Source organism: Pseudomonas sp. CH61, from assembly GCF_059429415.1.
Genome location: NZ_CM182098.1, coordinates 1,416,438 through 1,439,957 on the forward strand (window position 1 = coordinate 1,416,438; position 23,520 = coordinate 1,439,957).

Sequence of the window (23,520 nt, forward strand, 5' to 3'; positions counted from 1 at the left end):
CCGGGCCGCTGGATTATGTGTTTGGGCTTGAGCCTGATGGCCACCTGCTGGGCCAGTGACACGCCGCAGGTGCTGCAATTGCTGAGCCGCACCGGACTGGAAAACGTCCAGCTGCGCCTCGACGAACAGGATCGCCAATGGCTGCGTCAGCACCCGGTGCTGCGCATGGGGATTTCCGGGCCGGATTACCCACCGTTCGAGATCTCCCGCAATCAACAGGAACTTGAGGGCCTGACCGCCGATTACGCTGATCTGCTCGCGCAGTTACTGGGTGTGCGTATCGAAGTGCGGCGCTTTGCCGACCGCGATGCCGTGATGGCGGCGCTCAAGCGCGGCGATCTCGATCTGTTGGGGACCTCCAACCAGTTTGAAGCCGCCGACCCGGACTTCATTTTGTCCCGTGCCTACGCTGAAGATCAGCCGATGCTGGTGACCCGACTCGAAGAACAGTTGCCGACGGATCTTGCCGGCAAGCGTCTGGCCATGGTCGAGGACTATCTGCCGTTGGCGAGTGTGCAAGCGTTCTATCCTCAGGCGAACGTGCAGCGCTATCTGTCAGCGATGGATGCGCTTGGTGCAGTGGCCTTCGGCGCGGATGACGTTTATCTGGGCGACTTGATCAGTGCCAACTACCTGATCAACACCAATTATCGCAACGACCTGCAACTGGCCGGTCCTGCGGGGCTGGATGCCCTTTCGTTCAGCTTTGCCCTGTTGCGCAGCGATGCGCGCCTCAAACGCATCGTTGACAAGGCACTGGCGGCCATTCCCATGGAGCGTCGCCAGCGCATCGAGCAACGCTGGAGCGTAGGCCTGGCCGAGATGGCTGAGCAGAGCCGGGTGCAACTCAGTGCCAATGAACAGGAGTGGCTGGACCAGCATCCCGTGGTCCGGGTCGGTGCCATCGAAGATTTCGCACCGCTGACGTTTTTCGATGCCGATGGCCGCTTCAGTGGGCTGACGGCGCAACTGCTGAGTTTGATCAGCCAGCGCAGCGGGTTGAACTTCGAGATTGTGCGCGGAACGTCGCTGGATCGTCAGATCGAACAGCTCAAGGCCGGTGAACTGGATGTGTTGCCGGTGGTGACGCCGAGCAGCGAGCGCGAAACCGAACTGCAATTTACCCGCGCCTATCTGAACAATCCGTTTGTGCTGGTCAGTGCAATTACTGCGCAAGGGCCGCTCAATCTTGATGATCTGGCAGGCAAGCGGCTGGCCATTTATCGCGGTCATCCGTTGCGCAGTTATCTCTTGGGGCGCGTGCCGCAGATCCGTCTGGTCGACGTCAAAAGCCCCGCTGAAGGCATGGCATTGATTGCCAAAGGCCAGGTCGACGCCACGGTGAGTTCGTTGCTGGTGGCACGCTTTCTGATCGCACGTCACTACCGCGAGCGCCTGCGCATCACCGGGACCATCGGCGATCAACCGGCGCGCATTGCGTTGGCGACGGCCCCGCAGATGCCGGCACTGCATTCGATCCTGAACAAGGCGCTGTTGAGCATCGCCCCGCAACAGATGGACGAACTGGTGGAGCGCTGGAGCCACGATGTGGTGGTGGAAGGCAGTTATTGGTTACAGCATCGTCGCGAGATTCTCCTTGGTTTTGCCGGTGCGGCAGTGTTGCTGACGCTGGCGTTGGCCTGGATCGTTTTTCAACGCCAGCAGATTCGCCGACGCCAGCAGTGGTTACAGCAATTGCAGGAAGCCAAGGACGCGGCGGACGACGCCAATCGGGCCAAAACCACGTTTCTGGCGACCATGAGCCATGAAATCCGTACACCGATGAATGCCTTGATCGGCATGCTCGAACTGGCCTTGAAGCGCGCCGAGGAAGGCGTGACTGACCGTCTGGCGATTCAGGTGGCGTCCAATGCCGGGCAACAATTGCTGGCGCTGATCGGCGACATTCTCGACATCGCGCGGATCGAGGCCGGGCATTTGTCCCTCGCCCCCGAACGCGCCAACTTGCGGGAACTGGTGGTGTCGGTGTGTCGGGTGTTTGAAGGGCTGGCGCGACAGAAGCGTTTGTTGTGGCACATCGAACTCGATGCGCGCAGCAATGTGGACGTGCTGATCGATCCGACGCGCTTCAAGCAAGTGCTGTCGAATCTGCTGAGCAATGCGATCAAGTTCACCGAGGAGGGCGAGGTCAGCCTGCGACTGGTGGTGACCACAATGGCCGCCGAGCACCTGGCGGTGAAAGTCCTCATTGAAGACAGCGGTGTGGGGATCAGCCAAGACGATCGGCGACGGCTGTTCAGCCCGTTCGTACAGGCGAGCCATGATTCGAAAACCGCACGCAGCGGCTCCGGATTGGGTCTGGTGATCAGTCGCAGCCTGTGCGAAATGATGGGCGGCACGCTGCGACTCGACAGTACACCGGGCGCAGGAACACAGGTCGAAGTCAGCCTCGAACTGCCGCTGTTGGAAGCCCTCGCACAGGCCCCGGAGCCCTCAGACACTGCGCTCACCGCGACGTGCTCACTGAATGTTCTGGTGGTGGACGATCATCCGGTGAACCGCTTGCTGTTGTGCTGGCAGTTGAGTGAACTCGGCCATCGTACGGTCGACACCGAGAACGGCGATGAAGGGCTGGAGCGCTGGCGGGCGCAAGCGTTTGATGTGGTAATCACCGATTGCAACATGCCGCGGCGCAACGGTTATCAACTGGCGCGGGCGATCCGTGATGAAGAGTCGCTTGCCGGCCGCCAACCCTGTCTGATTCTTGGTTTTACCGCCAACGCGCAGGTCGAGGAGCGGATGCGTTGCCTGAATGCCGGCATGGACGAATGTCTGTTCAAACCGATCCGCTTGCATGACCTGGCGCAGGCATTGGCGGCGGCCAGTCATTGCGACATCGCGGTTGACCCCGGCGAAACGCCGGTGCTGGCGGAAATCGACCTGAGCACCCTGGAGCAAATGGCCGGGGATGATCGTGGCTTGATCGAACAATTGCGCAAGGAAGTGTTGAACAGTTTGCAACTCGATCTGCAACGTCTTGCTGATTTGCAACCTGAGCAGGATCGCGCAGGGCTGCGTGAACTGACTCATCACATCAAGGGCGGGGCGCAGATGGTGGGCGCGGCGCAAGTAGTGGCGGCGTGTGTTGATCTGGAGCTGGCGAGTCAACAGGCGCAAGCGGCAACGCTGGGCATCGCGGTCGAGACGTTGCGCAAGGCCATGACCGGTCTCGCGCAACGTCTGCAGGCCTGAACGGGCACTATCGCCGGATCAGTCCCAGTCTGGCGCGATGCCTTTGGGGCTGGTCAGGCGATGGCCGCGATCCAGCGTGGCAATCAGCGCCATGTCGGCGTCGCTTAGCGTCAGTGCGGTGGCGGCAAGATTGCTTTGCAGGTTGTCACGTTTGGTCGACGACGGAATCACGGCATAGCCCGACTGCATCGCCCAGGCCAGGGTGACTTGCGCCGGGGTGGCCTGCAGGCGCTCGGCGATTTGCTGGATCAGCGGATCTTTCAGCACTTCACCGTAAGCGAGGGTCATGTACGAAGTGATGTGAATGCCTTGGCTCTGGGCAAACTCGACGACTTTACGGTTTTGCAGGTACGGGTGCAGTTCGATCTGGTTGGTCGCGATGTGGTCGGCACCGACCGCCGCAATCGCCTGCTTCATCAAATCGATGGTGAAGTTGGACACACCGATCTGCCGGGTCAGGCCCAGGCGTTTGGCTTCGAGCAGGGCGCCCATGAATTCTTCCACCGGTACCTGGTTTTCCGGCGATGGCCAGTGAATCAGCGTCAGGTCGAGGTAGTTGGTCTGCAGTTTTTTCAGGCTGTCCTTGAGGCTGTCGATCAGGCGATCCTTGGCGAAGTTGGCGACCCAGATCTTGCTGGTGATGAACAGCTCGTCGCGCGGGATGCCGCTGGCCGCAATGGCCGCGCCGACATCAGCTTCGTTTTCGTAGATTTGCGCGGTGTCGATGACCCGGTAGCCGAGTTCAAGGGCGGTGCTCACTGAGTCAATGACGACCTGGCCTTGCAGGCGAAACGTGCCAAGGCCGAAAGCGGGAACAGACATGAAAGACTCCAGGGGTTGCAGTGGGAATGAGCAGGAGTATCCGCATCCGGATGGTTGAGAAAAACCGCTGGCGGGACAAAGCACTGTTGATCAGAAGTCATGAATCATTTTCAGGACTTATGTTGTCGGGGCTGGCCTCTTCGCGAGCAGGCTCGCTCCCACATTGGAATGCGTGCTCATGTGGGAGCGAGCTTGCTCGCGAAGGGCGCACCGCCGATTCAGGCAATGTCGCTGTGGGCAAACTCCTCCCCGAGAAAATCAATCAACGTCCGTACCGACGGCAACAACCCGCGCCGCGACGGAAAGATCGCATGCACCACCCCGCATTTCGGTGCCCACCCCGGAATCAGCTCCACGACGCGTCCGGCGGCAATGTCCTCTCGCACGACTACGCTTGGCAGATGCGCCACGCCAACGCCGGCAATCACCGCCTGACGCAAGGCAATCAAGTCATCGGTGACCATCCGCGGCGTATGCCGAATCAGCGCCGTGTTGTCATTCGGCCCAAGCAGTTCCCACTGATATTCACGCTGCGCCGCGCCCCAATGCAGGCTCGGCAGGCCATTGAGGTCAGCAGGCGAGGGCGGTGATGACAGGCGTTCGACAAACTGTGGGCTGCCGACCACCGATTGCATGCTGTTGCCGAGCACTTTCATGACCATGTCGGTGTTTTCCAGCGGCGGAAAGCGCACGCGCAGGGCGATGTCGAAGCCTTCGTGCAGCAGATCGACACGGCGGTTGGTGCTCTCGATAAATAACTCCACCAACGGGTACTTGAGCATGTAGCGCGTGAGCATCGGCCCGACCCAGGAGTTGAGCAGCGCCGTCGGGCAACTCAGGCGCACCAGCCCTTGCGGTTCCGAGCGATTGCGCTCGATCAGCTCGGCGGCGCTTTCGGCTTCGACGCGCATGGCCAGGCAGCGCTGGTAATAGGCCTGGCCGATTTCCGTCAACGAGCAATGGCGGCTGGTGCGATGCAGCAGGCGTACGCCGAGGCGCTCTTCCAGTTCGGAAATCCGCCGGCTGAGCTTCGATTTGGGCATGTCCAGTGCGCGCCCGGCGGCGGCGAAACCGTGGTGTTCGACCACTTGGGTGAAGTAGTAGAGGGTGTTGAGGTCTTCCACCATCGTTCTCCAGATAGAACGCTAAGGCTGATTTTTGCAGTCTAGTGCATTAATGCCCATGGATTTAAGCTTAATCCATCGCGTCACTCACCCAAATTGGAGACAACCATGAAAAACATCATCGGTATCTACACTAGCCCGCGCGGCCATTGGGTCGGCGATGGTTTCCCGGTTCGCACGCTGTTTTCCTACGACAACCTGGGCAAACACATCAGCCCGTTTCTGCTGCTCGATCACGCCGGCCCGGCCGATTTCACCCCGACCAGCGAACGGCGTGGCGTTGGTCAGCATCCGCACCGTGGTTTCGAAACCGTGACTATCGTTTATGAAGGCGAAGTGCAGCACCGCGACTCGACCGGCAGCGGCGGAGTGATCGGCCCGGGCGATGTGCAATGGATGACGGCCGCTTCCGGGATCCTCCACGAGGAATTCCATTCGGAAAACTTCGCCAGAACCGGCGGCAAACTGGAAATGGTCCAGTTGTGGGTCAACCTGCCGGCCAAGGACAAAATGGCCGCGCCGGGTTACCAGACGATTCTCGACAGCGACATCCCGAGCATCGCGCTCAAGGACAACGCTGGCAGCCTGCGCCTGATCGCCGGTGAATTCGATGGCCACAAAGGTCCGTCGCGCACCTTCACACCGATCGACGTGTGGGATCTGCGTCTGAACGCCGGCAAGTTGCTGACGCTCGATTTGCATGAAGGCCGCAACACCGCGCTGGTGGTGTTGAAAGGCTCGGTGCAGGTCAACGCTGTGGAAGCGGTGCGTGAAGGGCAATTGGCGCTGTTCGAGCGTGACGGCCAGCAACTGACCCTCGAAGCCAGCCAGGACGCCGTGGTGTTGCTGCTCAGCGGCGAGCCGATCGACGAACCGATCGTCGGCCACGGCCCGTTCGTGATGAACACCGAGCAGGAAATCCACCAGGCCTTCGCCGACTTCCAGTCCGGCCGCTTCGGCCAGATGCACGCTTAACGCACCATCACTCCGCTCTACACAGGACGCGTAGGCCGGTTCGCAGGCCAGGGATGGCTGTTGCCTATAGAAAAGAGGAAACGCACATGAACATTGTCAATGCAGCGAACTTCGACGGCCAGAAACCGACCATCGATGCCAGCGACGCAGCGATGCTGCTGATCGACCACCAGAGCGGTCTGTTCCAGATCGTCAAGGACATGGACGTGCCGCAACTGCGCGCCAATGCCATCGCACTGGCCAAAGCCGCGACCCTGTTGAAGATGCCGGTAATCACCACCGCCTCCGTGCCGCAAGGGCCGAACGGGCCGTTGATCCCGGAGATTCACGAAGCGGCGCCGCATGCGCAATACGTGGCGCGCAAAGGCGAAATCAATGCCTGGGACAATCCGGAATTTCACGCAGCGGTCAAAGCTACTGGCAAGAAGACGTTGGTGATCGCCGGCACCCTGACCAGCGTTTGCCTGGCGTTCCCGTCGATCGCCGCCGTGCACGAAGGCTACAGGGTGTTTGCCGTGGTCGACGCGTCCGGTAATCACTCGAAACTCGCCACTGATCTGACCGTTGCCCGTTTGGCCCAAGCCGGGGTGGTGCCGATCGACATCATGGCTACGCTTTCCGAGCTGCAAGGGTCGTGGAACCGTCCCGATGCCGAGCAGTGGGCGGCCGTCTACGCCCAGGCCATGCCGCATTATCAATTGCTGATCGAGAGCTACCTCAAGGCTCAGCAAGTCGCGAACGAACACGAAGTGCTGGATTCCCAGCGCTGATCGAGTCTCCTGAGGCCGACCACCGGTCGGCCTCTACCACCCGCGAGGATTACTGCAATGACCACTCAATACAAACGTCTGGACAAGAACAACGCTGCGGTGCTGCTGGTCGACCATCAGGCCGGGCTGCTGTCGCTGGTGCGCGACATCGATCCGGACAAATTCAAGAACAACGTGCTGGCGCTGGCCGATCTGGCCAAGTACTTCAAACTGCCAACGATCCTCACCACCAGTTTTGAAACCGGCCCGAATGGCCCGCTGGTGCCGGAACTCAAGGCACTGTTTCCCGAGGCGCCATACATTGCCCGTCCGGGGCAGATCAACGCCTGGGACAACGAGGATTTCGTCAAGGCGATCAAGGCGACTGGCAAGAAGCAGTTGATCATTGCTGGTGTGGTGACCGAAGTTTGCGTGGCGTTCCCGGCACTGTCGGCGATAGAGGAAGGTTTTGATGTGTTCGTGGTCACCGATGCCTCGGGCACGTTCAACGAACTGACCCGCGAATCGGCGTGGAATCGCATGTCCTCGGCCGGCGCGCAATTGATGACCTGGTTCGGGCTGGCCTGCGAACTGCATCGCGACTGGCGCAACGACATCGAAGGGCTGGGCACGCTGTTCTCCAACCACATCCCGGACTACCGCAACCTGATGACCAGCTACAGCACCCTGACTAACGGTAAATAACCCAAGTCCTGTGCAATAACTGTAGGAGTGAGCCTGCTCGCGATAGCGGTGGGTCAGTCAAAGAGATTTCGACTGATACCCCGCCATCGCGAGCAGGCTCACTCCTACATGGGTTTTGCGATGTTTTTGCGTGGGCGTTCATGCTCTGAAATCAATTGCTCCTACACTTGCTCAATCTGTGCGATCTTCTCGCGATTGGCCCCCGTCGGAGTTGTTTGATGCTGTCTCTGCTCACTGAACATCCGTTGTTTTGCGCGCTGATCCTGATCCTCCTCGATCTTGGGTTATGGCGCTTGATCAGCTCCCATGGCAGCGAGTGGAAACTGCTGGTGCGGGTGCTGATTTTCACTCTGTTCAGCGTGCTGCTGTTCAACGAAGGCCTCAACCCGATGGAGCCCGCACCGTGGGCCGACAACGTGCCGCTGCATTTGGCGGCGACCGGGTTGCAGATTGGCTGGTGGCTGTTCGGTGCGCGCACTCTGACGGTGTTGATCGGCGCGGTGATGATGCAGCGGGTCGGCCACACCGGGCGGCTGTTGCAGGACTTGCTCGGCGCGGTGATTTTCCTTATCGCGATCATCGCGGCGCTGGCCTATGTGCTGGATCTGCCGGTCAAAGGCGTGCTGGCGACGTCTGGCGCGTTGGCGATCATCGTCGGTCTGGCCTTGCAGAGCACGCTCAGCGATGTGTTCTCCGGGATCGTCCTCAACACCACCAAGCCGTATCAACTGGATGACTGGATTTCCATCGACGGCACCGAAGGCCGGGTCACCGACATCGACTGGCGCGCCACGCGCCTGCAGACCAGTCAGGGCAGCATGGCGGTGATTCCCAACTCGCTGGCGGCCAAGGCGAAGATCATCAACTTCAGTCGGCCGAGCAATATGTTCGGCGTCGCAGTCAGCGTGCAGGTCAGCCCGCATGCGCGGCCCAATTCGGTGATCGATGCGCTGGAGCGGGCGATGCAGGGCTGTCGCCAGTTGCTCGACACACCTGCACCGAGCGTCGCACTGAAAAGCTCAGGCAGCAGCGGTGCGGAATACGAAATCAGTGGATTCGTTGCATCCATGGGCGAGAAGCGCGTGGTGCGCAATCAGCTGTTCGACCTGGCGTATCGGCATTTGCAGGCGTCCGGGGTCAATCTGCTGTCGAGTGATGAAAGCAGCGCGCCGACTAACCTTAACCTGTCGCGGCCACGGGCACTGCTCGACAGTTCGCCGATTTTCTCGACCCTGCGTCAGGAGGAGAAAGACACTTTCAGCCAGAACATGAACCTGCAAACCTTCCGTGCCGGCGAAGTCATTCTCGCGGGCGGCGAGGTCAGCGATCATCTGTTCATTATTGAGTCCGGTGTGGTGTCGGTGACGTTGAAGCGTCACGGCACGCCGTTCGAATCCGGGCGCATGGGGCCGGGCGAGGTCATCGGCGAGGCCGGGATTCTTGCCGATACCTCGCTGCCTGCGGACTTTTCGGCGAAAACCTTTTGCGTGCTGTACCGCATCGAAAAGTCCTACCTCAAGCCGTGCCTCGACGCCCGCCACGACATCAACGATGCGATGCAAGCCTTGCTCGATTATCGCCTGCACAAGGCGCAATCGCTGACCGAGGAAACGCCGGTGGTCGCACCGAAAAAAGGCTTTCTGCAATGGCTGCGCAATCGTACCTGAATGTTTTACGCGTAGGCGGCGAGTTTCTGCTCCAGATGCAAGCGCACCTGCGGCCACTCGTCGTCGATGATGCTGAAACGCACCGAGTTGCGCTTGCGCCCGTCCGGCATTATTCGTTCGTGGCGGACGATGCCTTCCTGCTGTGCGCCGAGACGCAGAATCGCGTTGCGCGACTTCTGGTTGTTCTCGTCGGTGGTGAACTGCACGCGCACGCAACCGAGGACTTCGAAGGCGTGACGCAGCATCAGGTACTTGGCTTCGGTGTTGACGAAGGATTTCTGCCAGCTCGCCGCGATCCAGCTGCTGCCGATTTCCAGCTTGCGATTGAGCGGGTCGATCTTCCAGAAACGCGTGGAGCCGATGACTTGGCCGCTATCTTTCAACACGATCACGAACGGCATCACCGTGTCGGCATCACGGCCATCGAGGGCTTTTTTCAGGTAGCTGTCGACCGTGCTGGCCGAAGGCACCACGGTGACGGTGAGGTTCCACAATTCGCCGTCAGCGGCCGCATGGAGCAGGGCGGCGGCATCTGAATACTCAAGCGGGCGCAGGAGAATGCGCTGACCTTGCAGCGTGGTTTTCATGGGGATCAGGTCTCGGCGGAGCGGGCGAATGGCGAGGGCCTATTACGCCGCATCGGGTGGATCCGATGCAACCGCCACGATGTTCACGAGGTCACAGTTTTCACAGCCCATGGGCAGGAGCCTCAGTTGATGAAAAACCTGCGGATCGCCACCTACAACGTCAACGGTTTACGCGCTCGTTTGCCGAATCTGCTGGATTGGCTCAAGCGCGAGCAACCGGACATCGCCTGCCTGCAAGAACTCAAATCTGTCGACACGGCGTTCCCCGCCGCCGAACTGGAAGCCGCCGGTTACGGCGCAATCTGGCAGGGACAAGCCGCGTGGAACGGCGTGGCGATTCTTGCCCGTGACGCGCAACCGCTGGAGAGTCGGCGCGGTTTGCCCGGCGATCCCGACGACAAGCACAGTCGTTATCTGGAAGCGGCGGTGCATGGGGTGTTGGTCGGGTGTCTGTACCTGCCGAATGGCAACCCGCAACCGGGTCCGAAATTCGATTACAAACTGGCCTGGTTCGAGCGACTGATCAACTATGCGAAAGACTTGCAAAGCAGCGATCACCCGGTGGTGCTGGCGGGTGACTACAACGTTGTGCCCACTGACATGGACATCTACAACACCCGCTCGTGGCTCAAGGATGCGCTGCTGCAACCCGAAAGCCGCGAGTGTTATCAACGCTTGCTCGATCAGGGCTGGACCGATTCGCTGCGGCATTTGTATCCCGAGGATCGCCTCTATACGTTCTGGGATTACTTCCGCCAGCACTGGCAAACCAATTCCGGTTTGCGCATCGATCATCTACTGCTCAATCCGGCGCTGAGTCCGTATTTGCACGAGGCCGGGGTAGACGCCTGGGTGCGCAACGAACCCCACGCCAGTGACCATGCGCCGACGTGGATCCGTATCGGTTCACGGAAAAAACGCTAGCGGGCGATTGGCGAAATCAATTGTCGGAACCAGTGCCCGATCCCGTATACATGGCGACCATCAACGCAGTGAACTGCGGCCCCATGCATAAGGACCGAGCAATGAGTGAGCCTCGCCTGACGAATCTGAAGTTGTACCTGCAACGTCTCGGTTTTGAAGCGCCACCGGAGCCGACACTGGACACCCTGCGACTGCTGCAATTGCGCCACACCGGCGTGTTTCCTTTCGAGAACCTGGCGACGATTAGCGGGGCGCCGGTGTTGATCGACCTGCCGTCCATCGAAGAAAAAATCCTCGTCGGTGGCCGTGGTGGTTACTGCTACGAACTCAACAACCTGTTCTTTGCCTTGTTGCTTGAACTGGGCTTCGACGCACGCGCTATCAGCGGGCGCGTGGTGATGAATCAGCCCGAAGGCAACTGGACAGCGCGCACCCACCGCTTGAGTCTGTTGACCATCGACGACGTGCGTTACATCAGCGATGTCGGCTTCGGTGGCATGGTCCCGACCGCGCCGCTGCTCCTCGACACCGAAGCCGAGCAAGCGACCCCTCACGAACCTTATCGCATCGAAAAACAGGTCGACGGCTACATGCTGCAGGCCAAGGTGGCGGGGGAGTGGCGATCGATGTACCTGTTCGATCTGCAACGCCAGGAAGACATCGATTACACCATTGGCAACTGGTACGTCTCGACACATCCTGAGTCACCGTTCAGTCAGCGCCTGATGGTCGCGCGCACCGGGGAGGGCTGGCGCAAGACGCTGAACAACGGCAGCTTCGCCGTCCATCGCATGGGTGCCAATAGTGAGCGGCGCGAAGTGACGCAGGTCGATGAGCTGATTGAGTTGCTGGCGCGCGAATTTGCTCTGCACCTGCCGGATCTACCCCACACTCGGCAGTCTCTGGCGCGGATGATCGAGCCCGTGTCTGGCTAGGGCTTGGCGTCTGGCTCCAGCACTCGGCGGATTTCCCCGACCGCTGCCGACAGTTTTTTCTCGAGGCTTTTGAGATCGGCGGCGGTGATACCTTTCTTGAATTGGCCGCTCGATTCGACTTGCTCCGGTTTTGCAATCGCATCGAGCAGGGCATGACGCAGGGTGTTATTGATTACCGTCTGATAACCGAACCCTTCGCTCTCCGCGGCCGTACGCGCCGCTTCGATGACGGCGTCATCCAGCATGATGGTAATGCGCGTTTTACCCTTGTTGGGCGCCACTGCACCGCGTTTGCCCTGAGAGAAGTCATATTCGTCTTTCATCGGTCAAGCCTCCAGAAAATAAGCGCAACGTTCGCTGGGTGTGGCGACACGTGCAGAAATGATTCGAACGACATTCGCATCCCGGTAACTGTAAGCAACGACCAACAAGCGCCCTTTGCCGTTGAGGCCAATAGTGATCCAGTGCTGTTCGTCATGGTCGTTGTCCTCGACCGTCAGTGCTCGTTCGTCGTGCAAGACCGGTTCAGTTTCGGCGAGGCTGACGCCTTTGTGCTTGAGTTTGTTGGCTGCGTTCTTGCTTTTGTCGTACTGAATAGTGAATGACTTCATTATGCATACTTTATATGTATAAAAAAGAGTGCGACCGCGCCGCTGGTCGCCATGAACACTTCAGCCTAGTGGGCGTTGGCGCAGACACAGAAGCGCATGTGTTGCCGGATTTGTGGGGGATGCAAGCGGCGGGATAGAAGGTTGGGTGGCTACCTATCCATTATGTGACTGATAAGTTGTATACAACTCTATGGACATTTGTCGTGAGTATTGAATACAGTGTGCGCATAACAAAAACCAGGGAACCCCCCACCATGAAAACGCCCCATGTTTCACACCAACGGCCCGAGGACGAAAATCTCGGGGTCGGCGCGAATATGGCTTACGGCCTGCAACATGTTCTGACCATGTACGGCGGTATCGTTGCGGTGCCACTGATCATCGGCCAGGCGGCCGGCCTGTCGCCGGCGGACATCGGTTTGCTGATTGCTGCTTCATTGTTTGCGGGGGGGCTGGCGACGCTGCTGCAAACCCTGGGTCTACCGTTTTTTGGCTGTCAGTTGCCGCTGGTACAGGGTGTGTCGTTCTCCGGTGTGGCGACCATGGTCGCAATCGTCAGCAGTGGCGGGGAGGGCGGCTTCCAGTCGGTGCTCGGCGCAGTGATTGCGGCGTCCTTGATAGGCTTATTGATCACACCGGTGTTCTCGCGGATCACCAAGTTCTTCCCGCCATTGGTTACCGGCATTGTGATCACCACCATCGGCCTGACGCTGATGCCGGTGGCCGCACGCTGGGCGATGGGCGGCAACAGCCATGCGCCGGACTTCGGCAGCATGCAGAACATCGGTCTGGCGGCGGTCACGCTGGTATTGGTGCTGCTGCTGAGCAAGGTCGGCAGCTCGACCATCTCGCGTCTGTCGATTCTGTTGGCCATGGTGATCGGCACGGTGCTGGCGGTGTTCCTCGGCATGGCGGACTTCTCCAGCGTCACCACCGGGCCGATGTTCGGCTTCCCGACGCCGTTCCACTTCGGTATGCCAACCTTCCACTTCGCCGCGATCCTGTCGATGTGCATCGTGGTCATGGTGACCCTGGTGGAAACGTCCGCAGACATTCTCGCGGTCGGTGAAATCATCGGCACCAAGGTCGATTCCAAGCGTCTGGGCAACGGCCTGCGGGCGGACATGCTGTCGAGCATGTTTGCGCCGATCTTCGGTTCGTTCACCCAGAGCGCTTTCGCCCAGAACGTCGGGCTGGTGGCGGTCACCGGGATCAAGAGCCGTTACGTGGTCGCTACGGGCGGTATCTTCCTGGTGATCCTCGGCCTGCTGCCGTTCATGGGCCGGGTCATCGCGGCGGTGCCGACCTCGGTACTCGGCGGCGCCGGTATCGTGCTGTTCGGCACCGTGGCGGCGAGTGGTATCCGCACGCTGTCGAAGGTTGATTACCGCAACAACGTCAATCTGATCATCGTCGCCACCTCGATCGGTTTCGGCATGATCCCGATTGCTGCGCCGAACTTCTACGATCATTTCCCGAGCTGGTTCGCGACCATTTTCCACTCGGGCATCAGCTCGTCGGCGATCATGGCGATCCTGCTCAACCTGGCATTTAACCACTTCACGGCGGGCAACTCGGATCAGCAGTCGGTGTTTGCGGCGGCGGAAGAGCGGACTCTGCGTTATCGCGATCTGGCAGCGCTGCGTGAAGGTGATTACTTCAGCGATGGCAAGCTGCATGACTGCGATGGCAAGGAAGTGCCGGTCATCGAGCCGGATGATCACGATCATGGGCACGGAGCGCCGAAGGTGCAGGTGAAGAGCAGCGAACACGTCTGACGGCTGTCTCTAAACAAAAAGGGCCGATCTGTTAAACACAGATCGGCCCTTTTTCATTTCAAGATCAAAAGATCGCAGCCTTCGGCAGCTCCTACACAGATCTCATACTCCGCCGACTCTGTGGATGAACGCTGAACCTGATCTTTTCGAGCGCCCACAAAAAAGCCCCTGAATCTTGCGATTCAGGGGCTTTGCTATTTGGCTCCACAACCTGGACTCGAACCAGGGACCCAATGATTAACAGTCATTTGCTCTACCAACTGAGCTATTGCGGAATTGGTGCGTATGTTACTGATTCAAAAAGAGAAGTCAAGCATCGGTTGCAAAAATGAGTGAATTCTCGGGACGGACGGTGGTTTGTCAGCGATTGGCGGTTACCAGAACCGTAGCAGAGGTCTACCATGGCCGCCCGGAAGTGGTGACACGCGCTGCCGGCCATTCGCCGAAAAGGTACGCGCCATGAAGCATTCAATCCGCAACAACGAGGTGTTCGCATGAGCATCGCGCAAATCAGCCTGCCCAAAGGCGTCGGCCCACACGCCGAAAAACTCTTCGACGCAATCACTCAGGCTGGCACCGCTGAAGAATTGAACCGCGCCGGCGGCAAGGCCGAAGGTTTTGTCCTCGGCCTGGAAAGCACCAAGGCGATCAAAAGCCAGATCGCCGAATCGCTGTACGTCGTCTATGACGATGCCGCGACTCAGCGCGCGAGCGAACTGGCTTAACTGCCGAAGGTAATAGTGCCCAGCATCAGTTTGGCGTAGGCCGCGGTGGCTGCCAGTTGCACCAGCCACAACACCAGGCCACCCAGGAACACACCGGCGGCGACTTGCAGCACCAGGCTTTTTTCGCGTTTGGCCGAGGCGCGAGGGATGAAATCATCCAGATCGTCACGGTCGGCGCGCAGGTTGTCGTTTTTCATTAGGGTTCTCGCAGAATTCTTGGGTTAACTCATCACTAATGTGGGAGCGAGCCTGCTCGCGAATGCGGTGGGTCAGTCGCCATCATTGTTGGCTGACAAACCGTATTCGCGAGCAGGCTCGCTCCCACAATTGGATTTGTGTGCAGTTTAGAGGGAATGTTGCATTCCTTCGGACAAATAAAAAACGGGAAGCCCCAAGGCTTCCCGTTTTTCATCACGCGCTGAAATCAGATGACCTGAACAATCGCATCCGTCACAGCCTTGATGTTGCTCTGGTTCAGCGCGGCCACGCAGATGCGGCCGGTGTCCAGGGCGTAGATGCCGAACTCGTTACGCAGGCGATGCACTTGCTCAGTGGTCAGGCCAGAGTAGGAGAACATGCCGCGCTGACGACCGACGAAGCTGAAGTCGCGGCCCGGGGCTTTCTCGGCCAGCAGGGCAACCATCTGCTCACGCATGCCGCGAATGCGCAGACGCATTTCAGCCAGTTCCGCTTCCCACTGCGCGCGCAGTTCCGGGCTGTTCAGCACAGCGGCGACGATGCTGGCACCGTGAGTCGGCGGGTTGGAGTAGTTGGTGCGGATCACGCGTTTGACTTGCGACAGCACGCGCGCGCTTTCTTCTTTCGATTCGCTGATGATCGACAGGGCGCCAACGCGCTCGCCGTACAGCGAGAACGATTTGGAGAACGAGCTCGAGACGAAGAAGGTCAGGCCGGACTCAGCGAACAGGCGCACGGCAGCGGCGTCTTCATCGATGCCGTCGCCAAAACCCTGGTAAGCCATGTCGAGGAACGGCACGTGACCTTTGGCCTTGACCACTTCCAGCACGTTGTTCCAGTCCGCCGGGGTCAGGTCGACGCCGGTCGGGTTGTGGCAGCACGCGTGGAGGATAACGATCGAGCCGTTCGGCAGGGCGTTGAGGTCTTCGAGCATGCCGGCACGGTTAACGTCGTGGGTGGCGGCGTCGTAGTAACGGTAGTTCTGCACCGGGAAACCGGCGGTTTCGAACAGCGCGCGGTGGTTTTCCCAGCTCGGGTCGCTGATTGCCACAACGGCGTTAGGCAGCAGCTGCTTGAGGAAGTCGGCACCGATTTTCAGTGCGCCGGTACCGCCGACAGCCTGAGTGGTGATGACGCGACCGGCGCTGATCAGCGGCGAGTCGTTACCGAACAGCAGCTTTTGCACGGCCTGGTCGTAGGCAGCGATGCCATCGATCGGCAGGTAACCGCGCGAAGCGTGTTGAGCGGCGCGAACGGTTTCGGCTTCGATCACGGCGCGCAGAAGTGGAATTCGCCCCTCTTCGTTGCAATACACACCCACGCCCAGGTTGACCTTGGTGGTCCGGGTATCGGCGTTGAATGCTTCGTTGAGGCCCAGGATTGGATCGCGGGGTGCCATTTCGACAGCGGAGAACAGGCTCATTATTGCGGCGGCTCTGAATGGAGAATGGAGGGACGTGTCGCGCTCCAGCCGGATGCACTAGAGCGGTGCACAAACGGGGAGCTAGTATAGAGGCCATTACTGAGCAATGGCGACAGGCGATTGGGCTTTTCGGGTAAGTTTTTCCTATTATTTCTTGACCGTTAGTCGACTGCGCGTGTCAGAGTCTTTACCGGATGTAGGACGTTTGCCTTGAAAGGTGAGGCGATCGCCACCACATTGAGCACAATCCAGGTTTTTTCTTGCGCGACACCGGTCGTTTGCGGTCGTCCCCGTGGTACTCCGCTTTGCTCGGAATGCCGCGATCCCAGAGGTGTATATGTCCGAATTCCAGCTCGTCACCCGCTTTGAGCCCGCCGGCGATCAGCCGGAAGCCATCCGCCAATTGGTGGAGGGCATCGAAGCCGGGCTGGCGCACCAGACGCTGCTCGGTGTGACCGGCTCGGGCAAGACCTTCAGCATCGCCAATGTCATCTCGCAGATTCAACGGCCGACGCTGGTGCTGGCGCCGAACAAAACCCTCGCCGCGCAGTTGTACGGTGAGTTCAAGGCGTTCTTCCCGAACAACGCCGTCGAATACTTCGTTTCCTACTACGACTACTACCAGCCCGAAGCCTATGTGCCGTCGTCCGACACCTTCATCGAGAAGGATGCGTCGATCAACGACCACATCGAGCAGATGCGCCTGTCCGCGACCAAAGCGTTGCTGGAGCGCAAGGACGCGATCATCGTCACCACGGTGTCGTGCATCTACGGTCTGGGTAGCCCGGAGACCTATTTGAAAATGGTCTTGCACGTTGATCGCGGCGACAAGCTCGATCAGCGCGCACTGCTGCGGCGTTTGGCTGACCTGCAATACACCCGCAACGACATGGATTTTGCCCGTGCGACCTTCCGTGTGCGCGGCGATGTGATCGACATTTACCCGGCGGAATCCGATCTGGAAGCGATCCGCATCGAATTGTTCGATGACGAAGTTGAAAGTATTTCCGCGTTCGACCCGCTGACCGGTGAAGTCATCCGCAAGATGCCGCGCTTCACCTTCTACCCGAAGAGCCACTATGTGACGCCACGGGAAACCCTGCTCGACGCCATCGAACACATCAAGGTCGAACTGCAGGAACGCCTCGAATACCTGCGCAGCAACAATAAACTGGTCGAAGCCCAGCGGCTGGAGCAGCGCACCCGTTTCGACCTGGAAATGATCCTCGAGCTGGGTTACTGCAACGGCATTGAAAACTACTCGCGCTATCTGTCTGGACGTCCGGCCGGTGCCGCGCCGCCAACCCTTTACGATTACCTGCCGGCGGATGCCTTGCTGGTGATCGACGAATCCCACGTCAGCGTGCCGCAGGTCGGCGCGATGTATAAGGGCGACCGTTCGCGTAAGGAAACCCTCGTTGAATATGGCTTCCGTCTGCCGTCAGCGCTGGACAACCGGCCAATGCGTTTTGACGAGTGGGAAGGGGTCAGCCCGCAGACCATTTTTGTCTCGGCGACCCCGGGCAATTACGAAGCCGAGCACGCCGGGCGGGTGGTCGAGCAAGTGGTGCGGCCGACCGGTCTGGTCGACCCGCAGGTTGAAGTGCGCCCGGCGCTGACTCAGGTCGACGATCTGCTCTCTGAAATCAGCAAACGCGTGGCGGTCGAGGAGCGGGTGCTGGTCACCACGCTGACCAAACGCATGGCCGAAGATCTCACCGATTACCTCGCCGACCACGGCGTGCGTGTGCGTTATCTGCACTCGGACATCGACACCGTCGAGCGCGTGGAAATCATCCGTGACCTGCGCCTCGGCACCTTTGACGTGCTGGTCGGGATCAACCTGCTGCGTGAAGGCCTGGACATGCCGGAAGTGTCGCTGGTGGCGATTCTTGATGCGGACAAGGAAGGTTTCCTGCGCTCCGAGCGTTCGCTGATTCAGACCATCGGCCGCGCGGCGCGTAACCTCAATGGTCGGGCGATTCTATATGCCGATCGCATGACTGGTTCGATGGAGCGGGCGATTGGTGAAACCGAGCGTCGTCGTGACAAGCAAATTGCCTTCAACCTGGAAAACGGCATCACCCCGCGCGGTGTGATCAAGGACGTCGCCGACATCATGGAAGGCGCCACCGTGCCGGGCTCGCGCAGCAAGAAGCGCAAAGGCATGGCCAAAGCCGCCGAGGAGAACGCCAAGTACGAAGCCGAACTGCGCTCGCCGAGTGAGATCACCAAGCGTATTCGTGCGCTGGAAGAGAAGATGTATCAGTTGGCGCGGGATCTGGAGTTTGAAGCGGCGGCGCAGATGCGTGACGAGATTGCCAAACTGCGCGAGCGGCTTTTGGCAGTTTGATCTTCATTGCCTGGGCGGGCCTCTTCGCGAGCAGGCTCGCTCCCACTTTGGGTCTGTGTCGTTCACAAATCCCCTGTGGGAGCGAGCCTGCTCGCGAATGGCGGCAACGCGGTCTTAATGAGACTCCCCAGCCTTCAGCCCCTCCGGCAATTTCTTGGTCAACAAAATCGCCAGCATGCTGATCCCCAACGCAATCCCGACAAAGTGAAACGCATCGTTGTACGCCATGATCGCCGCCTGCTGATGGACGATCTCACTCAATTTGCCCAACGCTGCCGTGTCACTGCCAAACCGATCGGTCATCGACGCCAGCCGTTCCGCCACCTGCGGATTGGTCGGCACCACCGCCTCACGCAAATAATCGAAGTAAGTTTTGGTGCGCGCATCCAGCAGCGTCGCCAGCAGAGCAATACCAATCGCGCCGCCCAGATTTCGCAGGATATTGAACAGACTCGACGCTGACCCTGCGTCCTGCGGCAGGATGTACGCCGTGGCGATCAGCGAAATGGTCACCATGATCAACGGCTGCCCCAGCGCGCGAATAATCTGAATCTGATTGAACTGCGGCCCGGCGAAATCCGGGTTGAGCACGCCGGACGAAAAACTCGCCAGACCAAACAAGCCAAACCCCAGCGTGCACAGCCACTTCGGCGAAATAATCTTCATCAGTTTCGGCACCAGCGGAATCAGAAACAGCTGCGGCACGCCCATCCACATGATCACTTCGCCGATCTGCAGGGCGTTGTAGTTCTGAATCTGCGCCAGGTACAGCGGCAACAGATAAATCGAGCCGTACAACCCGACACCCATGCCCAGGCTGGAAATACTCGACAACCCAAAGTTGCGATTGCGCAGAATGCCCAGGTTGATCAGCGGATTGGGTTTGGAGATCTGCACGATCACAAAGGTGATCAGACTCACCAGCGCGATGCTGCCCAGCGTCACGATCAGGCTCGATTCCAGCCAGTCCTTGCGATGACCTTCTTCCAGAAAAACCTGCAAGCAACCAAGACCAATGCCGAGCGTGAGAATGCCGGTGTAGTCGGTGCTTTTCAGCAGTTCCCAGTGCGCTTCTTTCTTCTCCAATCCGTACATCAGGCCGGCGATCATGATCAGGCCCGGCGGGATGTTGATATAGAAGATGTATTCCCAGCCCCAGTTTTCCGTGAGCCAGCCGCCCAGCGTCGGGCCGATCGACGGCGCGAACGTGGCGGTCATGGCAAACATCGCCATGCCTTTGGCGCGGTGGTGTTCGGGGAGTTTGATCAGGGTCAGGGTGAATGCCAGCGGGATCAGCGCGCCGCCGGTAAAGCCCTGCATGGCGCGAAAGACGATCATGCTCTCCAGGCTCCAGGCCATCGAGCACAGCAGCGAAGAAACCAGAAAGCCCAGCGACACCCACACCGCCAGACGCCGCGCCGAGAGCAACTGCACCAGCCACGCGGTCAGCGGGATCATGATGATTTCCGCGACCAGATACGACGTGGAAATCCACGAGCCTTCTTCCAGCGTCGCTGACAAGGCGCCCTGAATATCTTTCAAGGAAGAGTTGGTGATCTGGATATCGAGCACGGCCATAAAGGCGCCGAGCATCACGCTCATCACCGCAATCCAATCGCGCCGGGTCGGCTCGCCGACCGGGCGGATCAGTGAATCACCGGCCATTGTCCGGAGCGTCTTTGATGTTCACGGTGGCGGTCACCGACATGCCCGGACGGATCTTGCCGTGCAGCGGGTTGTCGGCCTTGAAGGTCAGTTTCACCGGAATCCGCTGCACGACCTTGGTGAAGTTGCCGGTGGCGTTGTCCGGCGGCAGCAGGCTGAACTGCGCGCCGGACGCGGCGAACAGACTATCGACTCGCGCTTCGATCGGTGTGTCGCCATACGCGTCGAACGTCAGTTCGGCTTTTTGTCCAGGTTGCATATGACCGATCTGGGTTTCCTTGAAGTTGGCCTGCACCCAGATGTCTTCGTCCGGGACGATCGACAGCAGATAAGCGCCGGCCTGTACCACTTGACCATTGCGCGCAGCGCGCTGGCCGACCAGACCACTGATTGGCGCGTGGATTTCGCTACGGGTCAGGTTGAGTTCGGCTTGCGCGAGATCGGCGCGGGCGTTGGCGATCTGTGCGTCGAGGCGTTTGATTTCCGCGTTCAAGGCGTTGACCTGTTGGCGCTGGCCCTGTGCGTCGGCTTGCGCCTTGGCCACTTGCGAACGGGCGATATGAGCGTCAGCGGAGAGGGTGGTCACGCGCTCTTCGGAAACGTAACCGGGTTTGCGCAGGGTTTCGGCACGCGACAAATCCATCTGCGAGCGGCCGAGGGTAGCTTGGGTGGTCGCCACTTGCGCATCACTGGAAGCAATCAGACTGGCTTGTTGAGTCAATTTGCTTTGCGCTTGCAGACGTTCGGCTTCGCGGGTGGCGAGCGCGGCATTGGCGCGGTCGATGGCCAGACGGAAATCATTAGGTTCAAGGCGCACCAATAACTGGCCTTTTTCCACGTGCTGATTGTCCTGCACCAACACTTCATCGATGCGCGCGCTCAATTGGCTCGAGACACGGGTGATTTCACCCTGGACATAAGCGTTGTCGGTGCTTTCATAAAAGCGTCCCTTGAAAAACCAATGGGCGAAAAAGCCCCCGGCGATCAGCAGGACGAGCAGCAGGAAAATCAACAGGCGACGCTTGAGTTGGGCAGGCATGGGCAAACTGTAGTCGAGGAATTGTAAGGAAAGTTATCAGCAGGCGAATCTGGCATACAGCCGATCAACGGTAAATGCCATCCGCTGATATTTGCCCATTCACCACGACTTACCGGCGTTCCAGAGGCAAACTTGGCTTAAATGCCCTGTCTGCTGGAGCGGGGCGGGTGTCGCCTGTTACCATTCGCCGCTTGATTGTTTTGCTTTTCATTCTTTTCGAGACATGCCATGACCACCGTCCGCACTCGCATCGCGCCATCGCCTACCGGGGATCCCCACGTAGGTACCGCTTACATCGCATTGTTCAACTACTGCTTTGCCAAGCAGCATGGCGGTGAGTTCATCCTGCGGATCGAAGACACCGACCAGTTGCGTTCGACCCGCGAGTCCGAACAGCAGATCTTCGACGCCCTGCGCTGGTTGGGTATCGACTGGAGCGAAGGCCCGGACGTCGGCGGCCCGCACGGCCCGTATCGCCAGAGCGAGCGCGGCGACATCTACCAGAAGTACTGCCAGCAACTGGTCGACATGGGTCATGCGTTCCCATGCTTCTGCACCGCTGAAGAACTCGATCAGATGCGCGCCGAGCAAATGGCTCGCGGCGAGACCCCACGTTACGACGGCCGCGCGCTGTTGCTGTCGAAAGAAGAAGTCGCGGCCCGTCTGGCCGCTGGCGAACCCCACGTGATCCGCATGAAAGTGCCGAGCGAAGGCGTTTGCGTGGTGCCGGACATGCTCCGTGGTGATGTCGAGATCCCGTGGGATCGCATGGACATGCAAGTGTTGATGAAGACCGACGGCCTACCGACGTACTTCCTCGCCAACGTCGTCGACGACCATTTGATGGGCATCACTCACGTCCTGCGCGGCGAAGAGTGGCTGCCGTCGGCGCCGAAACTGATTCTGCTGTACGAATACTTCGGCTGGGAGCAGCCAGAGCTGTGCTACATGCCGCTGCTGCGTAACCCGGACAAGAGCAAGCTGTCCAAGCGCAAGAACCCGACTTCGGTGACGTTCTACGAGCGCATGGGCTTCATGCCTGAGGCGATGCTCAACTACCTCGGTCGCATGGGCTGGTCGATGCCGGACGAGCGCGAGAAGTTCTCGCTGCAGGAAATGGTCGACAATTTCGACCTCAAGCGTGTCTCGCTGGGCGGGCCGATCTTCGACATCGAGAAGCTGTCGTGGCTCAACGGCCAGTGGCTGCGTGATCTGCCGGTGGAAGAATTTGCCGCACGTTTGCAAAAGTGGGCGTTCAATTCCGAATACATGATGAAGATCGCGCCGCACGTTCAGGGCCGTGTCGAGACTTTCAGCCAGGTCGCGCCGCTGGGCGGGTTCTTCTTCGCTGGTGATATCAAACCGGATGCCAAGCTGTTTGAATCGAAAAAACTTTCGGGCGATCAGGTTCGTCAGTTGATGCAGTTGATCCTGTGGAAGCTGGAAAGTCTGCGTCAGTGGGAAAAGGACAACATCACTGCGACGATTCAGGCGGTGGTCGAGTCGCTGGAACTGAAGTTGCGCGATGCGATGCCTCTGATGTTTGCTGCGATCACCGGTCAGGCGAGTTCGGTGTCGGTGCTCGATGCAATGGAAATCATTGGCCCGGACCTGAGCCGTTATCGTCTGCGTCAGGCGATTGAGCTGCTGGGCGGCGTGTCGAAGAAAGAAAACAAAGAGTGGGAAAAGCTGCTGGGCGCTATCGCCTAAGCACGCCTGACTCTGCAGGAACCACCGAAGGCCGGGATCTTTTGATTCCGGCCTTCGGCGTTTTTCCCCCCGAATTTACGGGGGGGGGGCGGTAAGTGATTGTTATGCCGACGAAAAACTTTGAAATTTTTCAAAAATAAGTTTGACAGGCTTTCGATACGCCCTTAAGATTCGCCCCGTCCTCAGCGATGACATCAACGATGAGGGGCTATAGCTCAGCTGGGAGAGCGCCTGCATGGCATGCAGGAGGTCAACGGTTCGATCCCGTTTAGCTCCACCAATTTACACTTCGAAGCCTGGCCACACCGGCTCCGAAG

The 23,520-nt window shown here is 59.4% G+C and carries 20 protein-coding genes and 2 tRNA genes; 12 read left to right on the plus strand and 10 right to left on the minus strand.

Annotation, left to right across the window (positions count from 1 at the left end):
* Nucleotides 1-36 precede the first annotated feature (36 nt).
* Nucleotides 37-3,213: a transporter substrate-binding domain-containing protein gene (locus tag AC5SEM_RS06265; protein WP_495472403.1), complete on the plus strand. Its 3,177-nt coding sequence runs from the start codon at nucleotides 37-39 to the stop codon at nucleotides 3,211-3,213.
* A gap of 18 nt (nucleotides 3,214-3,231) precedes the next feature.
* Here the strand turns inward: AC5SEM_RS06265 and dkgB are convergent, their stop codons facing one another.
* Together dkgB and AC5SEM_RS06275 are read right to left on the minus strand one after the other, a co-directional pair.
* A complete protein-coding gene (gene dkgB / locus AC5SEM_RS06270) occupies nucleotides 3,232-4,035 on the minus strand; it encodes a 2,5-didehydrogluconate reductase DkgB (RefSeq protein WP_495472404.1) in 804 nt (267 codons plus the stop codon).
* A 218-nt stretch (nucleotides 4,036-4,253) separates the two neighbouring features.
* The gene (locus tag AC5SEM_RS06275; RefSeq protein WP_077571901.1) at nucleotides 4,254-5,162 is read right to left on the minus strand and encodes a LysR substrate-binding domain-containing protein; all 909 of its coding nucleotides are present in this window, start codon (nucleotides 5,160-5,162) and stop codon (nucleotides 4,254-4,256) included.
* Nucleotides 5,163-5,267: 105 nt separating this feature from the next.
* Between AC5SEM_RS06275 and AC5SEM_RS06280 the strand changes: the two genes are divergently transcribed.
* The 4 genes from AC5SEM_RS06280 (at nucleotide 5,268) to AC5SEM_RS06295 (ending at nucleotide 9,255) form a co-directional block, all read left to right on the plus strand.
* A complete protein-coding gene (locus AC5SEM_RS06280; RefSeq protein WP_077571902.1) occupies nucleotides 5,268-6,134 on the plus strand; it encodes a pirin family protein in 867 nt (288 codons plus the stop codon).
* A gap of 86 nt (nucleotides 6,135-6,220) precedes the next feature.
* Nucleotides 6,221-6,904 (plus strand): isochorismatase family protein, encoded by a 684-nt coding sequence (locus AC5SEM_RS06285; RefSeq protein ID WP_495472405.1) that lies wholly within the window; start codon nucleotides 6,221-6,223, stop codon nucleotides 6,902-6,904.
* A gap of 57 nt (nucleotides 6,905-6,961) precedes the next feature.
* A complete protein-coding gene (gene ycaC, locus AC5SEM_RS06290) occupies nucleotides 6,962-7,588 on the plus strand; it encodes an isochorismate family cysteine hydrolase YcaC (RefSeq protein ID WP_495472406.1) in 627 nt (208 codons plus the stop codon).
* Nucleotides 7,589-7,806: 218 nt separating this feature from the next.
* Entirely contained in the window at nucleotides 7,807-9,255 is a 1,449-nt protein-coding gene (locus AC5SEM_RS06295; RefSeq protein WP_495472407.1) for a mechanosensitive ion channel domain-containing protein, read from the plus strand.
* Nucleotides 9,256-9,260: 5 nt separating this feature from the next.
* Here AC5SEM_RS06295 and AC5SEM_RS06300 read toward each other — a convergent pair whose 3' ends face one another.
* The gene (locus AC5SEM_RS06300; protein ID WP_495472408.1) at nucleotides 9,261-9,842 is read right to left on the minus strand and encodes a GNAT family N-acetyltransferase; all 582 of its coding nucleotides are present in this window, start codon (nucleotides 9,840-9,842) and stop codon (nucleotides 9,261-9,263) included.
* A gap of 129 nt (nucleotides 9,843-9,971) precedes the next feature.
* Here AC5SEM_RS06300 and xth point away from each other — a divergent pair, with 129 nt between their 5' ends.
* Both xth and AC5SEM_RS06310 read left to right on the plus strand, forming a co-directional pair.
* The gene (gene xth, locus AC5SEM_RS06305; RefSeq protein WP_095123361.1) at nucleotides 9,972-10,766 is read left to right on the plus strand and encodes an exodeoxyribonuclease III; all 795 of its coding nucleotides are present in this window, start codon (nucleotides 9,972-9,974) and stop codon (nucleotides 10,764-10,766) included.
* Between the two features lie 101 nt (nucleotides 10,767-10,867).
* On the plus strand, nucleotides 10,868-11,701 hold the full coding sequence (locus AC5SEM_RS06310) for an arylamine N-acetyltransferase family protein (RefSeq protein WP_495472409.1): 834 nt from the start codon (nucleotides 10,868-10,870) through the stop codon (nucleotides 11,699-11,701).
* Here the strand turns inward: AC5SEM_RS06310 and AC5SEM_RS06315 are convergent.
* A complete protein-coding gene (locus AC5SEM_RS06315) occupies nucleotides 11,698-12,024 on the minus strand; it encodes a BrnA antitoxin family protein (RefSeq protein WP_137218010.1) in 327 nt (108 codons plus the stop codon). The two genes, AC5SEM_RS06310 and AC5SEM_RS06315, sit on opposite strands and share 4 nt — an antisense overlap.
* Nucleotides 12,025-12,027: 3 nt before the next feature.
* Complete coding sequence (locus AC5SEM_RS06320; protein WP_495472410.1) at nucleotides 12,028-12,312, minus strand: BrnT family toxin; 285 nt, start codon at nucleotides 12,310-12,312, stop codon at nucleotides 12,028-12,030.
* 254 nt (nucleotides 12,313-12,566) lie between these two features.
* Between AC5SEM_RS06320 and AC5SEM_RS06325 the strand changes: the two genes are divergently transcribed.
* Nucleotides 12,567-14,090, plus strand: coding sequence for a nucleobase:cation symporter-2 family protein (locus AC5SEM_RS06325; protein ID WP_007913403.1), 1,524 nt, complete (start codon nucleotides 12,567-12,569; stop codon nucleotides 14,088-14,090).
* Nucleotides 14,091-14,289: 199 nt separating this feature from the next.
* Here AC5SEM_RS06325 and AC5SEM_RS06330 read toward each other — a convergent pair.
* Nucleotides 14,290-14,365: transfer RNA gene (locus tag AC5SEM_RS06330), tRNA-Asn, on the minus strand.
* Nucleotides 14,366-14,584: 219 nt separating this feature from the next.
* Here AC5SEM_RS06330 and AC5SEM_RS06335 point away from each other — a divergent pair.
* On the plus strand, nucleotides 14,585-14,815 hold the full coding sequence (locus AC5SEM_RS06335; RefSeq protein WP_077571910.1) for a hypothetical protein: 231 nt from the start codon (nucleotides 14,585-14,587) through the stop codon (nucleotides 14,813-14,815).
* Here AC5SEM_RS06335 and AC5SEM_RS06340 read toward each other — a convergent pair.
* Together AC5SEM_RS06340 and AC5SEM_RS06345 are read right to left on the minus strand one after the other, a co-directional pair.
* On the minus strand, nucleotides 14,812-15,012 hold the full coding sequence (locus AC5SEM_RS06340; RefSeq protein ID WP_053118898.1) for a hypothetical protein: 201 nt from the start codon (nucleotides 15,010-15,012) through the stop codon (nucleotides 14,812-14,814). The two genes, AC5SEM_RS06335 and AC5SEM_RS06340, sit on opposite strands and share 4 nt — an antisense overlap.
* A gap of 227 nt (nucleotides 15,013-15,239) precedes the next feature.
* Nucleotides 15,240-16,436 carry an amino acid aminotransferase gene (locus AC5SEM_RS06345; protein ID WP_077571911.1) on the minus strand — a complete coding sequence of 399 codons (1,197 nt, stop codon included), beginning with the start codon at nucleotides 16,434-16,436 and terminating at the stop codon, nucleotides 15,240-15,242.
* 337 nt (nucleotides 16,437-16,773) lie between these two features.
* On the opposite strand from AC5SEM_RS06345, the gene uvrB reads away from it, so the two are divergent.
* Nucleotides 16,774-18,789: an excinuclease ABC subunit UvrB gene (gene uvrB, locus AC5SEM_RS06350; protein WP_007913411.1), complete on the plus strand. Its 2,016-nt coding sequence runs from the start codon at nucleotides 16,774-16,776 to the stop codon at nucleotides 18,787-18,789.
* A 114-nt stretch (nucleotides 18,790-18,903) separates the two neighbouring features.
* On the opposite strand, the gene AC5SEM_RS06355 is transcribed toward uvrB, so the two are convergent.
* Together AC5SEM_RS06355 and AC5SEM_RS06360 are read right to left on the minus strand one after the other, a co-directional pair.
* Entirely contained in the window at nucleotides 18,904-20,454 is a 1,551-nt protein-coding gene (locus tag AC5SEM_RS06355) for an MDR family MFS transporter (RefSeq protein WP_495472411.1), read from the minus strand.
* A complete protein-coding gene (locus tag AC5SEM_RS06360; protein WP_127926569.1) occupies nucleotides 20,444-21,493 on the minus strand; it encodes an HlyD family secretion protein in 1,050 nt (349 codons plus the stop codon). The genes AC5SEM_RS06355 and AC5SEM_RS06360 overlap by 11 nt, the downstream gene beginning before the upstream one ends.
* A gap of 228 nt (nucleotides 21,494-21,721) precedes the next feature.
* Between AC5SEM_RS06360 and gltX the strand changes: the two genes are divergently transcribed.
* Complete coding sequence (gene gltX / locus AC5SEM_RS06365; protein WP_495472412.1) at nucleotides 21,722-23,203, plus strand: glutamate--tRNA ligase; 1,482 nt, start codon at nucleotides 21,722-21,724, stop codon at nucleotides 23,201-23,203.
* A 204-nt stretch (nucleotides 23,204-23,407) separates the two neighbouring features.
* A tRNA-Ala gene (locus AC5SEM_RS06370) sits at nucleotides 23,408-23,483 on the plus strand.
* Nucleotides 23,484-23,520 lie beyond the last annotated feature (37 nt).

What these genes read in the sequence shown, in the direction of transcription:
- AC5SEM_RS06265 (WP_495472403.1), top strand. Translation starts at nt 37, where the DNA reads ATGGCCACCTGCTGGGCCAGTGACACGCCGCAGGTGCTGCAATTGCTG.
- dkgB (WP_495472404.1), bottom strand. Translation starts at nt 4,035, where the DNA reads ATGTCTGTTCCCGCTTTCGGCCTTGGCACGTTTCGCCTGCAAGGCCAG.
- AC5SEM_RS06275 (WP_077571901.1), bottom strand. Translation starts at nt 5,162, where the DNA reads ATGGTGGAAGACCTCAACACCCTCTACTACTTCACCCAAGTGGTCGAA.
- AC5SEM_RS06280 (WP_077571902.1), top strand. Translation starts at nt 5,268, where the DNA reads ATGAAAAACATCATCGGTATCTACACTAGCCCGCGCGGCCATTGGGTC.
- AC5SEM_RS06285 (WP_495472405.1), top strand. Translation starts at nt 6,221, where the DNA reads ATGAACATTGTCAATGCAGCGAACTTCGACGGCCAGAAACCGACCATC.
- ycaC (WP_495472406.1), top strand. Translation starts at nt 6,962, where the DNA reads ATGACCACTCAATACAAACGTCTGGACAAGAACAACGCTGCGGTGCTG.
- AC5SEM_RS06295 (WP_495472407.1), top strand. Translation starts at nt 7,807, where the DNA reads ATGCTGTCTCTGCTCACTGAACATCCGTTGTTTTGCGCGCTGATCCTG.
- AC5SEM_RS06300 (WP_495472408.1), bottom strand. Translation starts at nt 9,842, where the DNA reads ATGAAAACCACGCTGCAAGGTCAGCGCATTCTCCTGCGCCCGCTTGAG.
- xth (WP_095123361.1), top strand. Translation starts at nt 9,972, where the DNA reads ATGAAAAACCTGCGGATCGCCACCTACAACGTCAACGGTTTACGCGCT.
- AC5SEM_RS06310 (WP_495472409.1), top strand. Translation starts at nt 10,868, where the DNA reads ATGAGTGAGCCTCGCCTGACGAATCTGAAGTTGTACCTGCAACGTCTC.
- AC5SEM_RS06315 (WP_137218010.1), bottom strand. Translation starts at nt 12,024, where the DNA reads ATGAAAGACGAATATGACTTCTCTCAGGGCAAACGCGGTGCAGTGGCG.
- AC5SEM_RS06320 (WP_495472410.1), bottom strand. Translation starts at nt 12,312, where the DNA reads ATGAAGTCATTCACTATTCAGTACGACAAAAGCAAGAACGCAGCCAAC.
- AC5SEM_RS06325 (WP_007913403.1), top strand. Translation starts at nt 12,567, where the DNA reads ATGAAAACGCCCCATGTTTCACACCAACGGCCCGAGGACGAAAATCTC.
- AC5SEM_RS06335 (WP_077571910.1), top strand. Translation starts at nt 14,585, where the DNA reads ATGAGCATCGCGCAAATCAGCCTGCCCAAAGGCGTCGGCCCACACGCC.
- AC5SEM_RS06340 (WP_053118898.1), bottom strand. Translation starts at nt 15,012, where the DNA reads ATGAAAAACGACAACCTGCGCGCCGACCGTGACGATCTGGATGATTTC.
- AC5SEM_RS06345 (WP_077571911.1), bottom strand. Translation starts at nt 16,436, where the DNA reads ATGAGCCTGTTCTCCGCTGTCGAAATGGCACCCCGCGATCCAATCCTG.
- uvrB (WP_007913411.1), top strand. Translation starts at nt 16,774, where the DNA reads ATGTCCGAATTCCAGCTCGTCACCCGCTTTGAGCCCGCCGGCGATCAG.
- AC5SEM_RS06355 (WP_495472411.1), bottom strand. Translation starts at nt 20,454, where the DNA reads ATGGCCGGTGATTCACTGATCCGCCCGGTCGGCGAGCCGACCCGGCGC.
- AC5SEM_RS06360 (WP_127926569.1), bottom strand. Translation starts at nt 21,493, where the DNA reads ATGCCTGCCCAACTCAAGCGTCGCCTGTTGATTTTCCTGCTGCTCGTC.
- gltX (WP_495472412.1), top strand. Translation starts at nt 21,722, where the DNA reads ATGACCACCGTCCGCACTCGCATCGCGCCATCGCCTACCGGGGATCCC.